The sequence below is a fragment of the Hyphomonas sp. CACIAM 19H1 genome (genome assembly GCF_003325995.1).
Lineage (GTDB): Bacteria > Pseudomonadota > Alphaproteobacteria > Caulobacterales > Hyphomonadaceae > Hyphomonas > Hyphomonas polymorpha.
In genome coordinates this window covers 1218411-1241929 of sequence record NZ_CP016437.1, presented here as the reverse complement: position 1 = coordinate 1241929, position 23519 = coordinate 1218411, and the positions used below count along the sequence as shown (strand labels likewise).

General features: G+C 63.6%; 22 protein-coding genes and 1 pseudogene. 11 read left to right on the top strand and 12 right to left on the bottom strand.

Annotation, left to right across the window (positions count from 1 at the left end; genetic code table 11):
* Positions 1-107: 107 nt before the first annotated feature.
* Positions 108-1244, top strand: coding sequence for a DegT/DnrJ/EryC1/StrS aminotransferase family protein (locus BBF93_RS06010; RefSeq protein ID WP_114105307.1), 1137 nt, complete (start codon positions 108-110; stop codon positions 1242-1244).
* A 77-nt stretch (positions 1245-1321) separates the two neighbouring features.
* Here the strand turns inward: BBF93_RS06010 and BBF93_RS06005 are convergent, their stop codons facing one another.
* The 4 genes from BBF93_RS06005 to thiS form a co-directional block, all read right to left on the bottom strand.
* Positions 1322-2860: a leucyl aminopeptidase gene (locus tag BBF93_RS06005; RefSeq protein ID WP_114105306.1), complete on the bottom strand. Its 1539-nt coding sequence runs from the start codon at positions 2858-2860 to the stop codon at positions 1322-1324.
* 117 nt (positions 2861-2977) lie between these two features.
* Entirely contained in the window at positions 2978-3610 is a 633-nt protein-coding gene (locus tag BBF93_RS06000; RefSeq protein ID WP_114105305.1) for an HAD hydrolase-like protein, read from the bottom strand.
* Positions 3611-3632: 22 nt separating this feature from the next.
* Positions 3633-4430 (bottom strand): thiazole synthase, encoded by a 798-nt coding sequence (locus BBF93_RS05995; protein ID WP_114105304.1) that lies wholly within the window; start codon positions 4428-4430, stop codon positions 3633-3635.
* A gap of 115 nt (positions 4431-4545) precedes the next feature.
* A complete protein-coding gene (thiS, locus tag BBF93_RS05990; RefSeq protein ID WP_114105303.1) occupies positions 4546-4758 on the bottom strand; it encodes a sulfur carrier protein ThiS in 213 nt (70 codons plus the stop codon).
* Positions 4759-4821: 63 nt separating this feature from the next.
* On the opposite strand from thiS, the gene aroQ reads away from it, so the two are divergent.
* The 4 genes and pseudogenes from aroQ to aat form a co-directional block, all read left to right on the top strand.
* Positions 4822-5265, top strand: a complete 444-nt coding sequence (aroQ, locus tag BBF93_RS05985) for a type II 3-dehydroquinate dehydratase (RefSeq protein WP_035594597.1) — start codon at positions 4822-4824, stop codon at positions 5263-5265.
* Positions 5266-5270: 5 nt separating this feature from the next.
* Positions 5271-5744: an acetyl-CoA carboxylase biotin carboxyl carrier protein gene (gene accB, locus BBF93_RS05980; RefSeq protein ID WP_114105302.1), complete on the top strand. Its 474-nt coding sequence runs from the start codon at positions 5271-5273 to the stop codon at positions 5742-5744.
* Between the two features lies 1 nt (position 5745).
* A complete protein-coding gene (gene accC, locus BBF93_RS05975) occupies positions 5746-7119 on the top strand; it encodes an acetyl-CoA carboxylase biotin carboxylase subunit (RefSeq protein ID WP_035594592.1) in 1374 nt (457 codons plus the stop codon).
* A 57-nt stretch (positions 7120-7176) separates the two neighbouring features.
* Positions 7177-7773, top strand: a pseudogene (gene aat / locus BBF93_RS05970) (leucyl/phenylalanyl-tRNA--protein transferase); the annotation flags it as partial.
* A gap of 23 nt (positions 7774-7796) precedes the next feature.
* On the opposite strand, the gene BBF93_RS20020 reads toward aat, so the two are convergent.
* The 3 genes from BBF93_RS20020 to BBF93_RS05955 are packed head-to-tail and all read right to left on the bottom strand — an operon-like array spanning position 7797 to position 9281.
* Positions 7797-8348, bottom strand: coding sequence for a DUF2155 domain-containing protein (locus tag BBF93_RS20020; RefSeq protein ID WP_051612231.1), 552 nt, complete (start codon positions 8346-8348; stop codon positions 7797-7799).
* Positions 8345-8896: an outer membrane lipid asymmetry maintenance protein MlaD gene (gene mlaD, locus BBF93_RS05960; RefSeq protein ID WP_051612230.1), complete on the bottom strand. Its 552-nt coding sequence runs from the start codon at positions 8894-8896 to the stop codon at positions 8345-8347. Before mlaD ends, BBF93_RS20020 begins: the two co-directional genes overlap by 4 nt.
* On the bottom strand, positions 8889-9281 hold the full coding sequence (locus tag BBF93_RS05955; RefSeq protein WP_035594587.1) for an NADH:ubiquinone oxidoreductase subunit NDUFA12: 393 nt from the start codon (positions 9279-9281) through the stop codon (positions 8889-8891). Before BBF93_RS05955 ends, mlaD begins: the two co-directional genes overlap by 8 nt.
* 206 nt (positions 9282-9487) lie before the next feature.
* On the opposite strand from BBF93_RS05955, the gene BBF93_RS19670 reads away from it, so the two are divergent.
* Both BBF93_RS19670 and BBF93_RS05945 read left to right on the top strand, forming a co-directional pair.
* On the top strand, positions 9488-11740 hold the full coding sequence (locus BBF93_RS19670) for a hypothetical protein (RefSeq protein ID WP_199288436.1): 2253 nt from the start codon (positions 9488-9490) through the stop codon (positions 11738-11740).
* Between the two features lie 177 nt (positions 11741-11917).
* The gene (locus tag BBF93_RS05945; protein WP_162173997.1) at positions 11918-12640 is read left to right on the top strand and encodes a pentapeptide repeat-containing protein; all 723 of its coding nucleotides are present in this window, start codon (positions 11918-11920) and stop codon (positions 12638-12640) included.
* 85 nt (positions 12641-12725) lie between these two features.
* On the opposite strand, the gene aspS is transcribed toward BBF93_RS05945, so the two are convergent.
* Positions 12726-14549 (bottom strand): aspartate--tRNA ligase, encoded by a 1824-nt coding sequence (gene aspS / locus BBF93_RS05940; protein ID WP_035594584.1) that lies wholly within the window; start codon positions 14547-14549, stop codon positions 12726-12728.
* Positions 14550-14646: 97 nt separating this feature from the next.
* Here aspS and rnd point away from each other — a divergent pair, with 97 nt between their 5' ends.
* Positions 14647-15813 (top strand): ribonuclease D, encoded by a 1167-nt coding sequence (gene rnd, locus BBF93_RS05935; protein ID WP_035594581.1) that lies wholly within the window; start codon positions 14647-14649, stop codon positions 15811-15813.
* On the opposite strand, the gene BBF93_RS05930 is transcribed toward rnd, so the two are convergent.
* The 4 genes from BBF93_RS05930 to BBF93_RS05915 form a co-directional block, all read right to left on the bottom strand.
* Entirely contained in the window at positions 15810-17294 is a 1485-nt protein-coding gene (locus tag BBF93_RS05930; protein WP_114105300.1) for a Ppx/GppA family phosphatase, read from the bottom strand. The genes rnd and BBF93_RS05930 overlap by 4 nt on opposite strands.
* Complete coding sequence (locus BBF93_RS05925) at positions 17291-19429, bottom strand: RNA degradosome polyphosphate kinase (RefSeq protein ID WP_035594819.1); 2139 nt, start codon at positions 19427-19429, stop codon at positions 17291-17293. Before BBF93_RS05925 ends, BBF93_RS05930 begins: the two co-directional genes overlap by 4 nt.
* A gap of 67 nt (positions 19430-19496) precedes the next feature.
* Positions 19497-20228 carry a DnaA/Hda family protein gene (locus BBF93_RS05920; RefSeq protein ID WP_114105299.1) on the bottom strand — a complete coding sequence of 244 codons (732 nt, stop codon included), beginning with the start codon at positions 20226-20228 and terminating at the stop codon, positions 19497-19499.
* A complete protein-coding gene (locus tag BBF93_RS05915; RefSeq protein WP_035594576.1) occupies positions 20225-21244 on the bottom strand; it encodes a hypothetical protein in 1020 nt (339 codons plus the stop codon). Before BBF93_RS05915 ends, BBF93_RS05920 begins: the two co-directional genes overlap by 4 nt.
* Positions 21245-21388: 144 nt before the next feature.
* Between BBF93_RS05915 and purM the strand changes: the two genes are divergently transcribed.
* The 3 genes from purM to BBF93_RS05900 all read left to right on the top strand — a co-directional run bounded on the left by purM (position 21389) and on the right by BBF93_RS05900 (position 23511).
* Positions 21389-22417: a phosphoribosylformylglycinamidine cyclo-ligase gene (gene purM, locus BBF93_RS05910; RefSeq protein WP_114105298.1), complete on the top strand. Its 1029-nt coding sequence runs from the start codon at positions 21389-21391 to the stop codon at positions 22415-22417.
* Positions 22414-22998 (top strand): phosphoribosylglycinamide formyltransferase, encoded by a 585-nt coding sequence (gene purN / locus BBF93_RS05905; protein ID WP_114105297.1) that lies wholly within the window; start codon positions 22414-22416, stop codon positions 22996-22998. Before purM ends, purN begins: the two co-directional genes overlap by 4 nt.
* 198 nt (positions 22999-23196) lie before the next feature.
* Positions 23197-23511 carry a GNAT family N-acetyltransferase gene (locus BBF93_RS05900; protein WP_114105296.1) on the top strand — a complete coding sequence of 105 codons (315 nt, stop codon included), beginning with the start codon at positions 23197-23199 and terminating at the stop codon, positions 23509-23511.
* Positions 23512-23519: the final 8 nt, after the last annotated feature.

The following is a 23519-nucleotide window of genomic DNA, read 5'->3' as shown; positions in this document are numbered from 1 at the left end:
CCGGGCCTCCCCGGGGGGCCCAATCCACCCGACGTTCCCAGACTTGCCCTCTGGCACATAAATTGAGTGTCCCCTGGATGGCCTGAGCCAATCTGGGAGGCGCCGAAATGCCAGCTATGGGTATCTGCGAATGGATCGCCGCCGGCCGCGCGATCGCGGAGGGGCAACTCACGCGCTATTCCGAGAAGGCTCACTTCACCGACGAGTTCGAGCAGGACCTCTGCCGGCTGACAGGCGCCCGCCACAGCCTGGCCGTCACGTCCGGCACCGGCGCGCTGATCGCTGCCCTCGCTGCTGCCGGCATCGGCCCAGGCGATGAAGTCCTGGTGCCGGCCTATACTTGGATGGCAACGGCGGCTGCGCCCGTCATGGTCGGCGCGGTTCCGATCCTGGTGGACATCGACGAGTCCCTCACCATCGATCCGGAAGACATCGAGCGGAAGATCACCCCCTACACCCGCGCCATCATCCCCGTGCATATGGGCAACGCCCCCTGCGACATGGACGCGATTATGGCGATTGCGAAGAAGCACGGCCTGATCGTCATCGAAGACGCCTGCCAGTCCGTCGGCATCACCTATAAAGGCCGCGCCCTGGGCACCATCGGTCATCTCGGCGCCTTCAGCTTCAACAAGATGAAGAACGTCAACATTGGCGAGGGCGGCGCCGTCCTCACCAATGACGACCAATATTACGCCCGCGCCCGTTCCTATCACGATCTCGGCGCGATGATCCGCGGCCATGAGGAGCGCTACAACGAGCCTGCCTTCGTGGGCGTCAACATGAAGGTCAACGAGATCCAGAGCGCGATGGCGCGTGTGCAGCTGCGCAAGGTGGTCCCCATGCTGGAGCGCAAGCGCAAACGCCGCGCCGCCATGGCGGAAATCCTCGCCACAGGCACGGATTATCAGCTCACGCCCCACAACGACGCAGACAGCGCCGTCAGCCTCACCCTGGTTGCGCCCACCGTCGAGGCCGCTGTCGCGCTGCAGGAACGCAAAGGCATCTGGAACCGCCTGCGCGACAGCTCCAAGCACATCTATACCAACTGGGAACCCATTCTCTCCAAACGCACCTTCCATCCGAAGATGAGCCCCTGGGCCTGGGCCAAGCGTGAAATCATCTATACCCCGGATATGTGCGCCCGCACGCTGGATATTCTGGACCGCACCTGCGTCGTCAATATGGGGCTGGAGTATCCCACCTTCCTGATGCGCCGCATCGCCAAAGGCATCGCCGCCTGAACCCTGCCCCCCCCTAAAGCGAAGCCCCGGCCGGATATTCGTCCAGCCGGGGCTCACCATTTTATTCCGCCAGTGGATTACTTGGTTTCGTAGGTGCGCGACAGCTCGTCGAACAGGCGCACGCCATAGCCAACCGCGCCCTTCGGGTCGACAGCATTGCCCGAGTTCTGCCAGGCCATCGACGCAATATCGAGGTGAACGAAGGGCGTCTCTTCCTTCACCCACTCCATGATGAACGCCGCGCCCACCGAGGCGCCCGGCGCGCCCTCGCCGCCATTCTTCACGTCTGCCACATCGCTGCGGATCGCCTTGAACGTATTGGGATGCACCGGCAGGCGCCAAAGCCCCTCACCCGACGCATCCGCCGCCGCCAGGAACCTCTGGGCAAGCGCATCGTCGTTCGTGAACAGGCCCGCATAATCAGACCCCAGAGCACCGCCGACAGCGCCGGTCAGCGTCGCAATCGTCACGGCCAGCTTCGGCTTGTACTGCTCCTGCGTCCACCAGAGGCCATCGGCCAGCACCAGGCGGCCCTCGGCATCTGTGCTCATGATCTCGATGGTCTTGCCGCTCATCGAGGTCAGCACATCACCGGGCCGAATCGCATTACCATCCGGCATGTTCTCCGCCAGCGGAAGAACCGCCACCACGTTCACCTTTGCCTCGCGCTTGGCCAGCGTCAGGACCGCGCCAGCCGATGCCGCCGCCCCGGCCATGTCCATCCGCATACGCCACATATTGGCGCTCGGCTTGATCGAGATCCCGCCCGTATCAAAGGTGATGCCCTTGCCGACGAACGCAATCGGCGCCTCGCCTGCCGTGCCGCCCTTGTATTCCACGGCCACCAGGCGCGGCGGGCGCACAGAGCCCTGCCCCGTGCCGTAAAGCGCGCCCATGCCGAGGGCCTCGATCTGCGCCTCGTCCAGCATTGTCACCGTCACATTCGGCAAGCCCTGGAACTTTTCCACCACCTGATCGGCAAACCAGGCCGGCGTCTTGATGTTCGACGGCGTGGAGACGAGATCGCGCGCAAAGAACACGCCTTCCGCCACAGCGCGGGCATCGGTTTCCCAGGCGCGCCGCGCGGCATTGGCGTCGGGCGCCAGAAAGGTGAGTGTCACTTTGGGCTCGCTGGCCGGCGCAGCCTTGCCCCATTTGCCGAAATCATAGGCGCCCAGCATCGCGCCCTGCGCAGCAATGGCCGCGTCATTGGCCACATCCTTTGCGTCCGGAACGGCCACATTCACTGTCGCCGTCCAGCCTGCGGTCCCCTTGGCCACTGTGGCGCCATAGGTCTGCAGGTCGGTGGCGGATTTCAGTCCCTCACCTGTGCCCACCAGCAGCACCGCCCCGTAGGGGCCAACGCCGTACAGTGTGAGCGTCTGCCCGGCAGCGCCCTTGAAACCGGCCGTCTTGATGGCCTCGGCAATCGCCCCCTTCGCAGCCCGGTCGGCGTCGCGGGAAATCCCCTCCAGCGCGCCATCCTTGCCCACAGGGAGCGCCACAGCGCCTCTGGCGGGACGTTCCGCCTTGGCAAAATCGATGCCCGGCACTTCGGCAAGCGCCGGCATCGCCAGCGCCATCGCGGAAACAGCGGCGGTGATCCATATTTTCATGGGCGGTGTCCTTCTCTGTTCTAATATTACATTTGCCTCGGAAAAATCTGGCCGCCTGTCCAGCCCTTTTGGGGCATGGACGCAACAGATTCCGCACGCGGGCAACTAAGCGCTGCCTCAGCCGGCCAGAAAAGCCTTGAGGTCTTCCCCGCAGTCAAAGGCATGGTCTGGCCGCGCGGCCGTCAGCGCCTCGCGCGGCGCAAATCCCCAGCTCACGGCCACGCAGCGGATGCCCACTTCCCGCGCCGCATCAATATCGCGGATCTCGTCGCCCACTGCCAGCGTCCGCGCCGGGTCTGCCTTCAGGCGCTTCATCACATCGCGGAAATGCTTGGCCTTGCCGAACATGCCCGCCCCGCAGCTCCAGGCAGAAATCCGTGAACTGATTTCCGGCCCCAGTGCCCGGCGCACAACGGCTTCGGAATTGGATGATACCACCGCCACAGGAATGCCCCGCGCCATCAGTGTATCCAAGAGGTCCCGCGTGCCCTCAAACAGCGGAAACGTCTCCGCCGCCTTTGCCCGCTTGCGCGCATGCACGGCGATCAGCGGCAACTTCCATCCCGGAATGCCCAGAGACTGCATTACCTCCCGTGGCGGATGCCCCCGCATCGCCTCCTGCTCCTCAAAGCTCGGCAACCGGAACCGGAACTTCTGCGACAGCTCCGGCAAAAGCTCACGGAAAAACCCCACGCTATCGGCCAGCGTGCCATCAAAATCAAAGATGATGAGGTCAGGTTTTGTGGCCATGTGCTCCCCCCTCACACTCCCCTCAGATCAGCCCCGCCAGCGGCGAACTCGGATCAGCATACCGCTTCTTCGGCATCCGGCCAGCCAGATAGGCTTCGCGTCCCGCAATCACGGCATGCTTCATCGCCCGCGCCATGCGGATCGGGTCTTTGGCCTGCGCGATGGCTGTATTCATCAGCACACCGTCACATCCCAGCTCCATCGCAATCGCGGCGTCAGATGCCGTCCCCACGCCCGCGTCGACAATCACCGGCACGCGCGCGGCCTCAATGATCAGGCGGATGTTCACCGGGTTCATGATGCCGAGGCCCGAGCCGATCAGGCTGCCCAGCGGCATGATCGCCACACAGCCCGCCTCTTCCAGCAGCCGCGCATAAACCGGATCGTCCGAACAATAGACCATCACCTCGAAGCCATCCTTGATGAGGGCCTCAGCCGCCTTCAGCGTCTCCGGCATGTTCGGATAAAGCGTCTTCTGATCAGCCAGCACTTCCAGCTTCACGAGGCTCCAGCCCCCCGCCTCGCGCGCCAGGCGCAGCGTGCGCACCGCCTCGTCGGCCGTGTAACAGCCCGCGGTGTTGGGCAGATAGGTGAACTCGTCGGGCTTCACATGATCGGTCAGGCGCGGCTCATTCGGGTTCGACAGGTTCACCCGGCGCAGCGCCACGGTGACGATCTCGGCCCCCGCCGCGCGCGCGGCGTCGGCATTCTGCTCATAGGAGGCATATTTGCCCGTGCCGACGATCAGGCGCGAGGCATAGGTCTTGCCGGCGATCACCAGCGGGTCGTTGATGGGGCTCTGGGCCGCGGTGTCGGGCACGGGGCGTGTCTCCTGACTGAACTTCAAAATGGGGCGCGTAGGGGCGCTGCGGTTGGCGTTTTGTTGGAGGAATCCGGGCGTTCGTTGGAGGAACCGTTGGAGTTTTTTTCGCCCCTTATCCACCCCCTACGAACTGCACGATCTCCAGCCTGTCCCCCTCGGTGAGGACGGTCATGGCATGTTCGGACTTGGGCACAATCTCGCGATTGCGCTCCACGGCAACCCCGCGCGGATCACGGCCGGTCTCGCCGGATATCCGGTGGACAAGCTGCGCAACCGTCGTGCCGGGGGCGATCTCGAGCGCCTCACCGTTCAGCGTGATCTGCATCCGTAAAATTCCCTGACTGTTGCCCTCTTGCCACGCTGGCCGTTACAGCGCAAACGAAGGCGCATGTCGAAACCGGTATATGTCCTCGGCGGGCCGAACCTCAACCTTTTGGGTACGCGCGAGCCGGAAATCTACGGGCGGGATACGCTCGAAGATATCCACGCCCGACTCAGGGCGCTTGCAGGCGACGTGGCAATTGTCGCGCGTCAGACGAATTCTGAAGGTGAGCTCGTGTCCTGGGTGCAGGAGGCCGCCCGTGAGGGCCGGGCTCTGATCCTTAATGCAGCCGCTTACACGCACACGTCGATCGCTCTGCATGACGCCTTGAAAACGCTGAAGATTCCGCTGATCGAAGTACACCTGTCGAACCCCGCCGCGCGCGAGGCTTTCCGGCATGTCAACTACGTGGCGCCTGTTGCAGTTGGTACAATTGCCGGGCTAGGTGCCTATGGATATGAACTCGCGCTGAGCGCGGCCCTGAGGCTATCGGGAGAGGCGAGGAGCTAAAAAACATGAGTACTGCCAAGAACAAGCTGGACACCGGCCTGATCCGGGAACTGGCTGCAATCCTGCGCGAAGCCGACCTGGGCGAGCTGGAAGTCGAGCATGAAGGCCTGCGTGTGCGGGTCTCCAAACCGGCTGCACCAACCGTGGTTCAGGCCGTGGCTCCGGCTGCGCCGGCGGCCATGCAGGCCCCCGCGGCGCTTGCCGCGCCAGCCCCCGCCGCCGCTCCAGCGGCGGCTGCGGCTTCAGACAATGCCGTAAAATCTCCAATGGTCGGAACGGTTTACCTGTCTCCCGACCCGAACTCCAAGGCTTATATCGCCATTGGCGACAAGGTGAAAAAGGGCGACACGCTCATGCTCATCGAAGCCATGAAGACGTTCAACCCCGTCGAGGCAGACCGCGCAGGCACCGTGAAGGCAATCTATGTCGAGAACGCCCAGCCGGTCGAATTTGGCGAAGCCCTGGTCCTGATCGAGTAGCATGTCGGCTCCCCGTCCCATCCAGAAGGTCCTGATCGCCAATCGCGGTGAAATCGCCCTGCGAATCCACCGCGCCTGCAAGGAAATGGGCCTTTCCACCGTCGTCGTTCACTCCGAGGCAGACCGCGATGCCATGGCCGTGCGCCTGGCTGACGAAAGCGTCTGCATCGGGCCTGCCCCGTCTTCGGAAAGCTATCTGAAGAAGTCGCGCATTCTCGCCGCTGCCGAAATCACCGGCGCTGACGCGATCCATCCCGGCTATGGCTTCCTGTCGGAAAACGCCCAGTTTGCCGAAATGGTCGAAGCCCACGGCATCGCTTTCATCGGCCCGACGGCAGAACATATCCGCGTCATGGGCGACAAGATCGCCGCCAAACAGGCCATGATCGAGGCTGGCGTGCCCTGCGTGCCGGGCTCCGATGGCGCGGTGGAAACCATCGCCGAAGCCAAAAAGGCTGCCAAGAAAATCGGTTTCCCGGTGCTCGTGAAGGCGTCTGCCGGCGGCGGTGGCCGCGGCATGAAGCTGGCGATGACCGAGGCGGACCTCGAAAACGCTGTGAAAACAGCGAAGACCGAGGCCAAGGCCGCCTTCGGTGACGACGCTGTCTATCTGGAAAAATACCTCCAGGGCCCGCGCCACATCGAAATCCAGGTGATTGCCGACACGCACGGAAACGTAGCTCATCTCTGGGAACGCGACTGTTCCCTCCAGCGCCGCAACCAGAAAGTCTTCGAAGAAGCCCCCTCGCCAGCACTCAATCAGGTGCAGCGCGAGGAAATCGGCGGCATCGTAGCCCGCGCCATGCAGAAGCTCGGTTATCGCGGCGCCGGCACCATCGAATTCCTCTACGAAGATGGCCGGTTCTATTTCATCGAAATGAACACCCGCCTTCAGGTCGAACACCCTGTCACCGAGATGATCACGGGCATCGACCTTGTGCGCGAGCAGATCCGCATTGCCGACGGCAAGGCGCTTTCTTTCCGCCAGGAAGATGTGATGCTCGTCGGCCACGCCATCGAGTGCCGCATCAACGCCGAACATCCGGAAACCTTCGTGCCATCGCCGGGCCTCATCACCGAGTTCCATGCGCCGGGAGGCCCGGATGTGCGCCTCGATAGCGCCGCCTATGCCGGATACCGCATCCCGCCGCATTACGACTCGCTGATCGGCAAGCTGATCGTCCACGGCCGCACCCGCCGCGAATGCCTGATGCGTCTCAAGCGCGCCCTGCAGGAAATGGTGGTGGGCGGTGTCCACACCACGCTCGACCTGCACCGCCGCCTTGTGGAAAACGACGATGTTCAGGCCGGGGATTACAACATCCACTGGCTCGAGAAATTCCTGGCCGAGAACAAGATCCAACCGGGCGAATAAGGGCCCGTCATTGCGCCGCGTTTACAGTCAACGCGGCGCAACCCATATCTTGATCTGATGTCCGCCCGCTTCGGCCCTGAAGACCTGCATGCCTGCTACCGCCGGGGCGTTTTTCCCATGGCCGACTCGCGGGATGACCCGCGGCTGTTCCTTGTCGACCCGGACTTCAGGGGCATCCTGCCCCTGGACGCGTTCCACATTCCCAAACGCCTGAAGCGCCGGGTCTGCCAGGACCCGTTCCGGGTCAGCTTTGACACTGCCTTCACGCGCGTCGTCGAAGCCTGCGGGGAGCCGCATGACAATCGCCCGAACACCTGGATCAACTCGCCCATCGTGAACCTCTACAGCACGCTGCACCGGCAGGGCTTTGCCCATTCGGTGGAATGCTGGGACGGCGACGAGCTTGTGGGCGGTCTCTATGGTGTGGCCCTTGGCGGCGCTTTCTTTGGCGAGAGCATGTTCTCCCGCGCGACGGACGCGTCAAAGATTGCGCTGGTGCATCTGGTCGCCCGGCTCATTGACCGGGGTTATGTGCTGCTGGACGCGCAATTCCACAACCCGCACCTCGTGCAGTTCGGCCTGATCGAGATCAGCCGCGACGCGTTCAAGGCGCGCCTGAAGGCTGCGCTGAAGGTCGATGCAGATTTTCATGGAAGCCTGCCGGAGGCGCCCTCCGATCAGTCGATCGGGATGTCCTCGTCCGGCGGGGTTTCAGTTTCGGTCACGCCGGCCGGCATGTCATCATACAGCGGCTCAACACTTTCCGGGATGGTTACTCGTTCCGGCAGTTTTACCGGCTCCGGCGCCGTGCAACGGATCACCCAGATATCATAAACCGGATGTTCCAGCGCGTTGAGACCCGGCGAAGAGGCATACATCCAGCCTGAAAACAGGGTGGGGTTCTGAGCGGCCGCAGCGGGCGCGTCCTTGGCGGCGACAGCCTCCATGGTTTCCACTGCCACAGGCTGGGTCGAAGCGATCCGCAGGAAGGCAGCGCTTTCGGGAACTTCTTCAGGCGGCGCCTGATAACAGGTTTTCAGCTCCACCCGCAGCGACCCGAAGGTCACCGGCTCGCCCACCTTTACGACGATGTCCGTCGAGCGCCCGGTAATCTTGTCCAGAGCGCGCAGCGTCGCCTGGTTCTTCTGCGCCATCGTACTCGCCGAAGCGGTCAGAGCCACCACTACGGCAAAGCCGGTAGCTGCCAGAAGGCGCGAAGCAATTTTCATTCACCAGCTCCATCAGAGGGAACTTCCGGGGGATCCACAGGGCCGAAATCATCTGCGGCCGAAGAAGAAGACGTGCCGCTATTGCTGCTGCCACCACCGCCGCCTGATGCGAAGGATGCAAACAGGGTCAGCAGATCAACGCTGCCGCGCGTGAACTGGATTTCGCCCGTGCCGTCCTGCGCAATGTTGTCGAAACCGGCGCCGGGCTCGAGCGCGATATAGGCGCCGCCGAGCAGACCATCCGTGGAAATCCGCGCGTCGGTATCGTCGGGCAGCTCCCACTTCGAATCGAGCGCGAGCTTGAGCACCGCTTCAAAGGTCTGCGGGTCGCCATCAATGGATTTCACAACCCCGGCCTTCACGCCCGCAATGCGCACGTCTGATCCGCGCGAGATGCCCGATACGCTGTTGAAGCGTGCGGTCACTTCGTACTGGTTGGCGCCCATGCCGCTCGAATCGCCGCCTCGTGCCAGGGCAAACCAGAGGAAGAAGCCAGCGACACCAACGACCACGGCCCCGATCAGGGTTTCAAAAAACGATTCACGCATCCGGGGTCCACGCCTCGTAATCGGAGTCGGAGCGCTGACGCTCACGCTGGTTGGACAGAGAGCCCTTGGGCTTCACCGCATAGGGCGTGCCGGTCATATTCGGCATGTGGTCGGTCTCCCACTCGCGGCGCTCCAGTGGCATCTTGGTCGGCGGCGCGTCCAGCGTGTGGTGCAGCCAGCCATGCCAGTCAGCGGGCACCTTGGAGGGTTCTGCCAACCCGTTATACATCACATACCGGCGGCGGCGGCCTTCGATCGAGGGTTTCTTCTCCTCGAAATAGCGGTTGCCGTATTCATCGGTGCCGACAAAGGCCGAACGCCGCTTGATGTCGAAGGCGGCTCCGACGGTGTTTCCGCTCCACCAGGTGAATATCTGCTTCAGCATCTGAGGCTTTCCTGACCGTGTTTGATGGCCGCAATATGGCGATGCCCCGGCGATTAATCCATCCATGGCAGGCAGGCAATGCGCCCTGGGCGCGCGGGGCGCGTCATTACAGGCAATCCACTGCTTTGAGCGCCTGAAAAGCGGTTGCCGCAAAGAGGGCGAGCAGGCACCCTGACCAGGACTGATTCGGCAGGAGCACGGGACAGATGGCGGCAAAATCGCATTCGGAAATCCTCGAAGCAGCAGAAGCCGATGGGCTGATCTCCCGAGAGGTAAGGATGCGGGACATTTCCCGCTCGGCCGGACGCGCCCTTCAGCCGCTGACGCCCGCCGCTCTGGAACAGGTGCGGGCCGCCTGGTCGGCTGCCAATCTCCTCGGGGTCTCCCAATTGGCCACCGCCGAAATGCTTGAGCGCCTCGGGGATGCGCCGCGTAATGCCGAGCTTGCCGAAGCCATTGCCGCCGGCCTGCCGCAGGATGTCCTGGAAGAGGCCCTCCGCCAGCCGGGCGGTATCCAGAAAACCGCGGCTGCCCTGCGTGCGGCAGCCGTCAGCACGCCCTCGCCCCGCCCCGGCATGTTCGAAACCGGCCATCTCGACGCGCCCGTCCGCGCCGCCCTCGATGCGGTGCTGGACGAAGGCGCCGAGATCCATCTTGCCCGCGCGCCCCTGCCCGACGCGGCCACCCGCTGCCGCGTGATTGATGTGGCCGCTGCCATCGGCCCTGGCGGGCTTGAGGCGGACTATCTCGTGAGCGCTGCCGACGCAGCTGCCCGCTCGCTGCCAGATGGCGTGCTGGTCATCGCCGGGCTTGGCGCGGCGGTCATGTCCCTCGGGCTCGACTATGCTTCCGAAGCCGGCATCGCTGCTGGCGCCGCCCTCACTGCGCTCGTCCGCACCGCCGCGACCGGCGCTGCCCTGCCGGCCGCCCATGCCCGGGTGCTGGGCCTTGAAGCCATCAAGGCTGCCGGACGGCGGGGCTGCCAGGTGGCTATCCTGCCGCTGAGCGATCTTGGCGGCGTCCTGCCAGATTGTGAAAGCGAAGGCGCCGCTCCGGTCCGCACCGTGCTCGCCTATGGCGAGGAATCTCCCTCCCTCGGCCGGGCCGCCCGCCTCGGCCTTGCCCGCCGCGCGCCCGAACAACTCCCGGTCCTGCTGGGCCGGCTAGCCAGTGCCGGTGAGCAGGATCTGGACGCCGCCCTTGGCCGCTCAAAGCTGCGGGATCGCGGCTTCAGTGACGATGCCCTTGAGCGCGTCACCCGCGCCATTGGCGATGGCCTGCCGTTGAATGCGGCCTTCTCCCGCTGGGTGCTGGGCGACGAGATCATCACCAATGACCTGCGCCTGTCGCCGGAGCGTTTCGACTCCGATGGCCGCGCGCTGCTGTCCGCCGTCGGCTTCTCCAAAAAAGACATTGCCTCGGCAGAAGCCGCCATCGACGGCGCGGTGGAAGACATTGCCGGCAAAGGCCTCGCCACTGCCGGCTTCTCGTTGAACGTTTCGATGGATGCCGAGCTGCGCTTCACCTCCGCAGCCGCCCGGGCCCTCAATGGCATGGCCATGCTCCGCGTGCCTGCCCAGGAAGGGCTGGCCATGGCCGAGGCGGCGATGGCGGCTGGCCTCGCCGTATTGCTTACCGGCCACCGCACCCCGCCCTCGGAAGACGTGCGGGAGCGCATGGAACAGATCCTCTCGCTCGCCGAAGAGCTTGCCGAGGACGCTGAAGCCCTGCCCGCCTTGCCGGTGCTCACAGAGCAGGGCCCACCCGTGCGCCGCACACGCCTGCCGGATCGCCGCAAAGGCTATATCCAGAAAGCCACCGTCGGCGGCCACAAGGTCTATCTCCACACCGGCGAATTCGATGATGGCAGCCTGGGCGAAATCTTCATCGACATGCACAAGGAAGGCGCCGCCTTCCGCAGCCTGATGAACAATTTCGCCATCTCCGTCTCGCTGGGCCTGCAATACGGCGTGCCGCTGGAAGAGTATGCAGACGCCTTCGTATTCACCCGGTTTGAACCGGCCGGGGAAGTGACCGGCAATGACCGGATCACCAAGGCCACCTCGATTCTCGACTATATCTTCCGCGAGCTTGCCCTCTCCTATCTGGGCCGCGATGATCTTGCCGAAGCCGATGTCACCCATGATGGCCTCGGCCGGGGCGCGGGCGACGCCACACGCGGCGCGCAGACTGCCGCGTTCACCACAGAAGCAGCCCAGATTATCTCCCGCGGTTTTTCCCGTGGCCAGCTGCCGGACAACATCGTGATTCTGAACAAGCGGCGGGCCGAGAAGGCTGCGGAGGAGCCAGATGCAGATGATGACGGCACGATTGACCTGACGCCGGCCTATCTCGCCCAGGCCTGCCCGGCCTGCGGAAGCTTTACCCTTTTTGAAGCAGGCCCGGACGGACACCACGCCTGCGACACCTGCGGTGAAGAAAGCAGAGCCACCCAATAATCCCCACACGCGAGTGACCAGCCGTAAATTGCCCCTCGGGGCAGGCAATTAACCATGCGGCAAGTGCAAGAGTTATTGCACGCATGCAACAGTTACGCGGCTTTTACACTTCTTACTGTTTGTTCAGTTTAGAGTTTTCAGAATTGCCATTATCCAAGTCATATGTTCGCGCCACAAATGCGTCTCATCTCACTGGCCGGTCTCATGACGGCTGCGTTTGCCAACACGGCTCTGGCTCAAAGCCAGCCCGTTGCATGGTCTCCCAGCTATATTGGTGCATGTGCTGATTGTGATCTCTCCGGGCGCAACCTCGCCGGATGGACACTGAACGGCGCCAATTATTCCGGTGCTCGCTTCGATTACGCCTTCATGCGCGGCGTGCGAGCCACTGCGGTCAATATGCAGAACGCCAATGTTACCGGCGCCGACCTGCGCGGGGCAGATCTGACCAGCGGGCGCCTGGCCGATGCCGTGTTCAACAACGCCCGTATGCAGGACGTACTCGCCTCAGGCGCTGATTTCCGCCGCGCGCGCATGCAGGGCGCAAACCTTGAAAAAGCCCGCCTGATCGGCGTGAATTTCGAAGGCGCCACGCTCCTCTTTGCACGGCTTGAAACCGCAGATCTCTCCGGCGCCAACTGCACCGACACTGTGATGGACCGGGCCAATCTGCGCGGCACCATTTTCAATGGCGCCAACCTGACAGATGCCAGCTTTGCCGGGGCAGACGTGTCCAACGCCTCCTTCCGGGACGCCCGCCTGCCGGGCGCAGACCTGACCGGTATCACCGGCGCATCCACGGCAGACTTTGCCGGCGCCTGCGGTTCACTCACCACCCGCCTGCCGGCAAATATGAGCCTGCCCATGTGCGATGTGTCTCTCATAAAAACTGAGGACTGATCCCGCCCGATCACAGCCACGAATCAAAACCGCCGGGCTCGTCGCCCGGCGGTTCGTTTTCAGGCCCAAGGCTCAGGGGTGAGGCTTACGCCTTCACCACCGGCGCGAGGCGGATGTTGAGTTCCTTCAGCTGGCGCTCGTCTACCGGGCTCGGCGCGCCCATCAGCAGGTCGCGGGCCTGCTGGTTCATCGGGAACAGGATCACATCGCGCAGTGAGTCGGTTTCGGCCAGCAACATGACAATCCGGTCAACGCCGGGCGCAATGCCGCCATGGGGCGGGGCGCCATAGCGGAACGCGTTCAGCATGCCGCCGAACTTCGCCTCGACCACTTCAGGGCCATAGCCGGCCAACTCGAACGCTTTCAGCATCACATCCGGGCGGTGGTTCCGGATCGCGCCCGAAGACAGCTCCACACCGTTACACACGATGTCGTACTGGAACGCCTTGAGGTCCAGCTGCTTCTCGACCGTATCGGCCGCCAGCAGGGCCTCCATGCCGCCCTGGGGCATCGAGAACGGGTTGTGGCTGAAGTCCACCTTCTTGTTGTCTTCATCCCATTCATACATCGGGAAATCGACAATCCAGCAGAAGCGGAACACGCCGGGTTCAATGATGCCGAGTTCCTCGCCGATGCGAATACGGGCCTGTCCCTGCAGCTTCACGGCGGCGGTCTTGTCGCCGGCAGAGAAGAACAGCGCGTCGCCTGCCTTGATGCCGGCGCGCTCAGCCAGCGCCGCCAGGGCAGCCGGCTCGAAGAACTTGGCAATCGGGCCGGTCGCGGCCAGCTGGCCGTTCTCTTCCACGAATCGCATGTAGCCGAGGCCCGGCGCCTGCATTTCCTTCTTCGCCCAGGCGTCCATCTTGTCGAAGAAGCTGCGGGGCTGCTCAGCGGAATTCGGTGCCGGAATGGCGCGCACGATGCCGCCACCCGCCACAATCTTCTTGAACACGGCGAGGGTCACGTCATCGCGCGTTACGATGTCGGAAACATCCGAGCAAATGATCGGGTTACGCAGGTCCGGCTTGTCGACGCCGTATTTCAGCATCGCTTCAGCGTAGGGAATGTGCGGGAACGGGCCGGCGGGCACAGTGCGCCCCTTGCCTTCCCAGTCCGCAAACTCCTCGAACACGCCGCGCATGACCGGCTCAATCGCGCCGAACACGTCCTCCTGCGTCACGAAGCTCATCTCGATATCGAGCTGGTAGAACTCACCGGGCGAGCGGTCGGCGCGCGCGTCTTCATCGCGGAAGCAGGGCGCAATCTGGAAGTAACGGTCGAAACCCGACACCATCAGCAGCTGCTTGAACTGCTGGGGCGCCTGCGGCAGGGCGTAGAATTCACCCGGATGCAGGCGGCTCGGCACGAGGAAGTCGCGGGCGCCTTCAGGGCTGGAGGCCGTCAGGATCGGCGTCTGGTATTCGGTGAAGCCTTCGGCCACCATGCGGCGGCGAAGGCTGGCGATCACCTGGCTGCGCAGGATCATGTTCTTGTGCAGCTGCTCGCGGCGCAGGTCCAGATAGCGGTGCTTGAGGCGGATTTCTTCCGGATAGGAGTGGTCGCCAAACACGGGCATCGGCAGCTCGGCGGCTTCGGACTGGACGGAGACTTCCCCGCCCACCACTTCGATCTCGCCGGTGGCAAGGTTTGCGTTCACCAGTTCAGCGTCGCGGGCAACCACCTTGCCCTCAACCGTGATGACGCTTTCCGCGCGCAGGCGCTCAACCGTGGCGAAGCCCGGCGAGCCCGGATTGAAGACAATCTGGGTGAGACCGTAATGATCGCGCAGGTCGATGAACATGACCCCGCCATGATCCCGGCGGCGGTGCAGCCAGCCTGAAATCTTTACGGTTTCTCCCACATGGGATTTGCGCAGCTCGCCGCAGGTATGGGTGCGATAGGCATGCATCGGGCGAAATCTCCGGAAAATCGCTGAATCAGAAAGAAGCGGCGTAGGGCACAGACCCCCTCGCCTTTGTCAAGTTGGTGCGATAAGCGCTCAAGGGATGACTGACAACACCCTGACCCCCATCACAGAGCAGTCCGCACTGGAAGATCTGTGCGGCGCGCTCGCCGAATCCGACTTTGTCTGCGTGGACACCGAGTTCCACCGGGAGACGACATATTGGCCGGAACTCTGCCTGATCCAGGCCTCCGCCCCCGGCGTTGAGGGCCTGATCGACCCCAGGGCAGAAGACCTTGATATCCGGCCCTTCCTGGATCTGATCGCCTCAGACCGCCAGACTAAGGTATTCCACGCGGCCCGTCAGGACATTGAAATCTTCAACCGGCTGATCGGCCATCCCCCCGGCCCGGTGTTCGATACCCAGGTTGCCGCCATGGCGCTCGGCTTTGGCGATTCGATTTCCTACGACAACCTGATCCAGCGCGTCCTGCGCAAGCATATCGACAAGTCCAGCCAGTTTACCGACTGGATGCGCCGCCCGCTCAGCCAGAAACAGCTGGTCTACGCGCTGGGCGACGTGACCCACCTGCGCGACGCCTATCAGAAGATGCGCGACGAGCTGGAGAAGACTGACCGCCTCAACTGGGTGCGCGAAGAGATGGCCGAGCTTGAAGACCCGGCCACCTATGACACCGACCCGATGAATGCCTGGCAGCGCCTGAAACTGCGCATGCCCAAGAAAGACTATGCCGCCATCGTCGTCGCCGTCGCCGCTTGGCGCGAACGCACGGCGCAGGAGCTGGACAAACCCCGCCGCCGTATCCTGAAGGATGACGCCATCCAGGAGATCGCCGCCCAGAAGCCGCGCACCGAAGAAGACTTCAACCAGCTGCGCGCGGTGCCCAACGGCTTCATCCGCTCCAAACATGGCCAGGGCCTGATCGAGGCCATCAAGGAAGCGCTCGCCAACCCGGACGCCTTTGCGCCCGAGCTGACACGCCCGGTGCAGAACCCGCAGATCCCGGCAGGTGCGCCGGAGCTGCTGAAAGTGCTGCTCAAGCACATCTCCGACGAACACGATGTCGTGCCGCGCCTGATTGCCAACTCCAGCGACATCGACCGGATCGCCCGCGGCGAGACCAGCGAAGACATCCCGGCCATGACCGGCTGGCGCTATGACATGTTCGGCAAGAAGGCCATCGCCCTCCTGTCAGGCAAGCTCGCTGTGTCCTTCGCCGGCGGCCAGGTTCGTCTGTTCGACGTCTAACGCTTTATCGTTGATTTAAGGCGCAGGACGCTGGCCGCCTGCGCAAGGCGCCGCTCGACCGTTTCTGAAATGAGATTCGCGTCCTTGCGGTGAACCTCCAGCGCCAGAACATCCCCCTCGCGGCGCAGCGAAGCGCGCTGCAGAATGGGGCCAGAGCGGCCGGAGAAAACCGCGCCCAGGCGCATCAGCAGGCCGATCTGCTTTGCCCGTTCCGCCTGCTGCTCCGTGGTCAGGGCCACATGTTCGACCGGGCGTTTGAAATCCTTCTCATAGCGGCAGCCGATGGCATGGGCGATCATCGCGCGCTCAGGATGCGTCACACCCAGATAGGGCGCGCGCAGCGCCTGATCATAGGCCATCTCGGCGCGGTGATCAGGATGGAACCGTCCCGCGCTGTCCGCCATCATGCACGCAGCCATCTCTATACGGATGTCTGCGGCGGGCGACCCGAACAGGTCAGGCTGCGGGATGAGCGCAGGCGAAATGAAATCGTGCAGCGCGCGCCCGAAGGCAATCTGGTTATGATCCAACCGCGCATAGGCGATGATTCCATCCGCCAGCGGATCATCCAGGCTCATGCTCAGAAGGTCGTGCAGGACACCCTCACGAACACCCGCCGCAGAAATAGTCACCCCTTCCAGCGCGCTGACAGAAAGGATCTCTTCGATCAGCACCGCCGCCATCGGGAAATGTTTCGCGCGCTTCTTGTCGATCGTCTCGATCTGCTGGCGGGCCGCTGGGTTGGTCAATGAATCGAGGCAGAGTTTTGCCGCCCGCGCCACCTGCCCTTCATTGATCTGAAAACCCTGCAGCACATGCAGCGGATACTTGTCCATTTCCATCACGAGCCGGCCGAACGCGCGCCATGCGCCGCCCACGGCATAAAATCGTCCCTTGGCTCCCTTGATCACTTCGCTGGCCTTGAGTGCCTCGCGCACCCGTTTGCGCAGCTCCTTGGGATCGTTGACGATATCGCCCAGCGCCAAGGGTCCCAGCATCAGGCTCTCGCCCGCGTCCAGCCCCTTCTCCAGACCGATGCGCTTCAGCTCCAGGCTGGAGCCCCCCAGATCCCCGATCAGTCCCATGGGGTTGTGGATGCTGAGATCAACACCGCGCGCAGAAAGCCGCGCCTCGTCCTCCCCGCTCAGCAGGCGGACAGGCCGGCCAAGCACCTTGGCGGCCTGTTTGAGAAATACCTCGCCATCGCCCGCCATCCGAACGGCAGCCGTCGCGACAGCCTGATACGTCTCCACATTCAGCGCGCGCAGGATCGCGCGGTAACGGCTCAAGGCCTGTAGCGCCGCTTCAACGCCCTTGGGGGAGAGATGGCCCGTCTTCGGCATCCCTTCACCTAGGCCCGCCATGACCTTTTCATTGAAGGTCTGCAGGATCGAGGCCCCCATGACCTCGCAAATCACCAGGCGCACCGAGTTCGACCCGATATCGATAACGCCCGCCAGCCTGGACTTGGGAAAACTCATTTAGGCTGGATCTCGCGATAGGAGAGGCGCGGCGGAAGGCTGACTTCCAGCGCGCTGCCGCGTCCAGATAGGCTGGGATTGTCCATGAAGTATCCGTGCGCTGTGAAGGCTGTTTCAGGCGAAGACACAGGAAACCGCTCATAGGTGCCGTCCGAGTGCATCAGCCACGTCTGGCGCTCATCGTTGAGATTGGCAACCATGATCTGATTGAGCACCTGCCGATGAACGGTAGGATTCGTCAGAGGCACCAGCACTTCCACGCGGCGCATCAGGTTGCGCGGCATCCAGTCCGCCGAGGACATGAACACCTTCGCATTCGCCGAGGGGAGCGCTTCGCCATTGGCAAAGCAGAGGATGCGCGAATGCTCCAGGAAACGGCCAACGATGCTCTTGACCGTGATATTCTCCGACACGCCGGGAATGCCCGGCCGCAGACAGCAGATGCCCCGCACCACCAGAACAATCGGAACGCCCGCCTGGCTGGCCTTGTAAAGCGCGTCGATCACATCTGGATCAACCAGGCTGTTCATCTTGGCCCAGACGCCGCTCGGCTTGCCCTTCCGGGCGGCCATGGCTTCCACCTCGATCATTTCGATCAACTGCTTCTTGAGCGTAACGGGTGACATGCCGATCACCTCAAAGGGCGGCGCCACTTCGGGCGGCTCTCGATACGCCGTCACATAGTTGAAGAGGCGGTTGGCATCCCGCCCTAGCCCCTGATCCGCCGTGAACAGGGAAAGATCAGTATAGATCCGCGCATTGATCGGGTGGTAGTTCCCGGTTCCATAGTGCGTGTACGTGCGAAGTTCATTGCCCTCGCGGCGCACCACGAGCGACACCTTCGCATGCGTCTTGTACTCGATGAAGCCGTAAACCACCTGCACACCGGCGCGTTCCAGGTCGCGCGCCAGCCGCAGGTTCGCCTCCTCATCAAAGCGCGCCTTGATCTCCACCAGCGCCGTCACCGTCTTGCCGGATTCCGCCGCCTCGATCAGCGCGCCCACAATGGGGGAATTCACGGTCGTGCGATAAAGCGTTTGCTTGATCGCGACCACCAGCGGGTCTGCCGCCGCCTGGCGCACAAATTCCACCACCACGTCAAAGCTCTCGAAGGGGTGGTGAACCAGAATGTCCTTCGCCCGGACGGCCGCAAATATATCCCCGCCCATCTCACGGATGCGCTCGGGATACCGCGGCTCATAGGCCGGGAACAACAATTCAGGCCGGTCATCCACGATCAGCTCAGACAGGCGCGCCATGCCGAGAATGCCATCATAAAGCACGATATCTGAGGGCTCCGCCCCCATCTCGCGCATGATGAACTCGCGCAGCTTCTCCGGCGCGCTCGCCTGCATCCGCAGACGGACAATCCGGCCCCGGCGGCGCTGCTTCAGCAACACCTCGAATTCGCGGATAAGGTCTTCAGACTCTTCCTCGATCTCGATATCACTGTCGCGTACGATACGGAAAAGACAGCGCCCCACCTCTTTGAATCCTGGAAATAGGTTTCCCAGGAACATCCCGATCACATCCTCCAGCGGAATAAACCGGATGCCCGGCTTGGTACCCGTCTGTAGGCGGATGAACCGGCGCACGAAAGTCGGCATCGGCACAATGCCGACCTGCCCCTCCCCGCCGGTCTCGGACTCGAGGTCGAAGGCAATGGTGAAGCCGAGATTGGGAATGAACGGGAAGGGATGTGCCGGGTCCACTGCCAGCGGCGTCAGGATCGGGAAGATATTGGTATTGAAATATTCCTGCAGCTCCGCCCGCTCCTTGCGGGTCAGCTCACTCGGCTCCAGCACGAAAATGCCCTGCTCGGCCATCTCGGCCTTGAGCTTTCGCCACTGGTCAAGCTGCGCCGCGATCAGGCGCAGCGACGCGGTCTCGATTTCGGCTACCTGCTGGGCCGGGGTCAGGCCGTCCTGGCTGGGCCTGGTCACGCCGGCGCGCACCTGCTCGCGCAGGCCCGCATAGCGCACCATATCGAATTCATCGAGGTTGCTGGCCGAGATCGACAGGAACCGCAGCCGTTCCAGTAGTGGATGGGCGGGGTTATCCGCCTCGTCCAGCACACGCTGGTTGAACTGAAGCCAGGAAAGCTCCCGGTTCAGGAATCTCTGCGGCGACGCCATGAGCTGTCTGATTGCGCGCTGCTGTTGCCCGTCCGGCATCGGTCACCCCTGCTCCGGCGCCCGGCATTCAGCCTGCGCCCTCGTCTTCTTCGCCGTCTTCATCCAAACCTTCAAGCACCGCGCGGGCAAGTGCCAGCCCCGGCGCCTTCCCGGCCATGCTCACTGCCCCGCTGAGCCTGTCCATCAGGGTCTCAATCGCCTCATAGGAAAGGTCAATACGGGGCACGAGGTAATTGACCGTCTCCGGCGACAGTTTCATGAAACGCTGCGCCGCTGCGGCTCGAAGCCGCGCCCGGAGGTGATCCTCGTCCGGCTGGCTGATTTCAGCCAGCGGCATGGCGTTGAGCCGCGAGCGCAGATCGGCAATGCCCGTGCGCCAGGCCGCCGGCCCGGAATGGGCCACCAACAGCAACCGCCCGCCCTTGGCGCCGACCATGTTGTAGAAGGACAGAAACTGCTCATCCCGCTTGGCCACGATCAGATCAGCATCATCAAGCGACACGTGCCCGGCCGCCAGCGCATCGAGCGCGCCGAGTTTCAGCGTATTGAACTCTGCCGCGGTCAAATACTGCCCGCCAAACCGGTCTGCCCACGCCCGCGCCAGATAGCTGAGCCCGCAGAAGGCCGGGCCCGTCACGCAGAGGGCATGGGTCGCCCACGCCTCCGGCCGGCTTGCCAGCCCGGCGGCCACATCATTGGCCGCGCCGCGCACCAGCCCATCCCAGTGCGCCTCGGGTGCCGGGAAGGAAAGCAGGGGCTGCGCCGGACTGTCCTGCGGTCCGTTAGGATCAGATGTCACTGGATACCGGTCGTTGAAACGGCCGAACGAAGCGTCAGCCTGCCGTCTTCGCGGCCGATACTCACACCGCGCTGAACCAGATCGCTGCGCAGGCGGTTCTCATCACCGGCATAGGCAAACGATACCAGCGCGCCTTCGCGGGCCACAGCCTTGGTACGGAAATCCGACACCAGCGGCGAGCGTGCCAGCGCCCCGCGCAGCGTGTTCCACTCGGCCAGCGAGGTGTAGCGCACCGAGGCTTCCACGCTGGTGCGGCTGCCATCGCGCACGATGGAGGCTTCTTTCCAGCTTTCGCCCAGCAGGGTCGAGACGGCCTTCGCGGCGTCTGCCAGCGTTGCCACCGGCGGCGTTGCGCCGACCGGCTCGTTGCCCACAGCCGTTACCGAGGAGACCACAACCCGCCAGGCGCCTTCGCGGCCCTGAAGATCAGCGATCAAGGCGCGGCGGGCATTCACCGGCACAGCCTCAGCCGAGATTTCCGGCCAGGCACTGTAGGCCGTGTAGAAATTGCCCACGGCGGTCACATAGGGGACCAGCGCGCCATTGTTGCGTTCCCCGAAGGCCTGGCGCCAGAGATCTGCCGAAGCCGCGTTGGAGGTGACCGGCACCATCAGCGCCAGCGGAGCTTGGGCATCCAGATAGGGCACTTTCAGGGAGTCCAGATGCGCCCGCACGATCTGCGGGTTCAGCACAACGGCCAGCTTGCCGCGATACCGGCCTGCGCCTGCGGTCTCTTCCTGAACATCGACAGCCGCCGTCATGCGGGCCGCCAGCGCGCCATCAATCGGGATGCCACCGGCGGCATTCCGGTCGGACGCCAGCGTGATCTTGTTGATGAGGGCGCGCGCCGCAGCAGAACGGGCCGAGGCCATCGCCGCTTCGCGCGCTTCAATCACCGTGGCGGCCTGCTGATCCACCTCAATATCGCGGATCGTGTAAACATCGCGGATGTCAGCGAAAGCCAGCGGCGTTGCGGCAAAAATCAGGAACGCGGCGGCAAGTACCCATCGAATCATCGTGGTTAAACTCCTTGTCGGTGCCCCTTCTAACAAGCCATCCGGGCTGCGGGAACCTGCTGCTTCACTTCCGAAGCTTCACTGGAACTTGGCCCCTGCTCATGCTAACGCGCCGATTCAGGCAAACCGAGGGGCTAGAATCCGATGAACACTCCATCCAAGACGCCTCTCTCTTACCGTGACGCTGGTGTTGATATTGAGGCGGGCGAACGCCTCGTCGATGCAATCTCACCGATGGCGAAAGCGACCGCCCGCGCCGGTGTTATGGGCGGCCTCGGCGGCTTTGGCGCCCTCTTCGATCTGAAGGCTGCCGGCTATGACGATCCCATCCTCGTCTCGGGCACAGACGGCGTCGGCACCAAGCTGATGCTGGCCTTCGAGACCGGCATCCACAACACCGTCGGCATCGACCTTGTGGCCATGTGCGCCAATGATGTGCTCGCCCAAGGCGCTGAGCCGCTGTTTTTCCTCGACTATTTCGCCACCGGAAAGCTCGAAGGCGGCATCGCTGAAGCCGTCATCTCCGGCATCGCTGAAGGCTGCCGCCGCTCTGGCTGCGCCCTCGTGGGCGGGGAAACCGCCGAAATGCCCGGTATGTATCCCCCCGGCCATTACGACCTCGCCGGTTTCGTCGTCGGCGCTGTGGACCGCGCCAAAGTGCTGCCCCGCATGGGCGACATGAAACCGGGCGATGTGCTGATCGGGATCGCTTCCTCCGGCCCGCATTCCAACGGCTATTCGCTGGTCCGCCGCATCGTGGAGCGCGAAGGCCTGTTCTATGGCGGCCCTTCGCCCTTCTCCAATTCGGAAACCCTTGGCGAAGCGCTGCTGACACCGACACGCCTCTACGCGCCCATCGTCATGCCGCTGATCCGCGCCGGAAAGCTGAAAGGCCTCGCCCATATCACAGGCGGCGGCCTCACCGAGAACACCCCCCGCATGTGCCCGGACGAGTTGGTCCCGCGCATCGACCGCGCCGCCTGGACGCCGCCTCCGGTGTTCCAGTGGCTGCAGGATGCCGGTCAGGTCGACCTGGAGGAGATGCACCGCACCTTCAACATGGGCATCGGCCTCGTGCTGGCCGTTGCGCCTGAAGAGGCAGACGCCGTTATGGCCGAGCTGACAGCCGCCGGTGAAGACCCCCGCGTGGTCGGCGAGCTCGCCAGCGCATGAACCACCTGAAACTGGCGATCCTGATTTCAGGGCGCGGCTCCAATATGGAAGCCCTGCTGAAGGCTGCCGAAGATCCGGCCTTTCCGGCAAAGCCCGCGCTGGTCCTCTCCAACCGCCCGGATGCCAAAGGTCTCGAAACCGCCGCCCGCGCCGGCGTCCCCACCCTCGCCATCGACCACAAACTCTACGGCAAAGACCGCGAAGCCTTCGAACGCGAACTGGACAAGGCACTGAGCGATGCTGGCATCGAGATCATCGCGCTGGCAGGCTTCATGCGCGTGCTGACGCCCTGGTTCGTCACCCGCTGGGAAGGCCGGATGATCAACATCCACCCCTCGCTGCTGCCCAAATACAAAGGCCTCGATACCCATCAGCGCGCGATTGATGCGGGCGACCGCGAAGCCGGTTGCACCGTGCATTGGGTCAGCGCGGGCGTGGATGAGGGCGAGATCATCGCGCAGGCCGCCATCCCCATCCTGCCGGGCGATACCGCCGACAGCCTCGCCGCGCGCCTGCTGCCGGAAGAGCACCGCCTCTACCCCCGCGCCCTGGCGATTGCGTGCGCGCGCCTGCGGGGCTGAACCCAAGGCCACCGAAGGGAACGCTCATCCTGAGCGAAGTCGAAGGATGGGCCAAGCCGAGCTGCCCTGCGCCCCGGCTCGTCCTTCGACTTCGCTCAGGATGAGCCGTTCGGGAGCTGAGCGCGCTGAGCCAAGGCGCGCGGTGGACACTTCCCTGCCGAGCCGATACCCCTGACATGAAAGATCAGGGAGAAACCGTTGAGCGACATCGTGATCACACGCGAGGACGGCGAGCGCAAAGGCCGCTATGCCGCCCGCATCGACGGCATCGACGCCGTCGGCGAAATCGAGTTCACCTATCCCGGCCCCGGCGTCATCAGCGCCAATCATACCCGCGTTCCGGAAACCATGGGCGGGCGCGGCGTTGCCCGTGCGCTGCTGGATTTCATGCTGGAAGATGCCCGCACCAAGGGATTCAAGATCGTGCCGGTTTGCCCCTATGTGCGCGGGCAATATGCCAAGCATCCTGAATGGTCCGATCTGTTCACAACCAAGCCGGGTGAAGATCCTTGAGGAGCGAC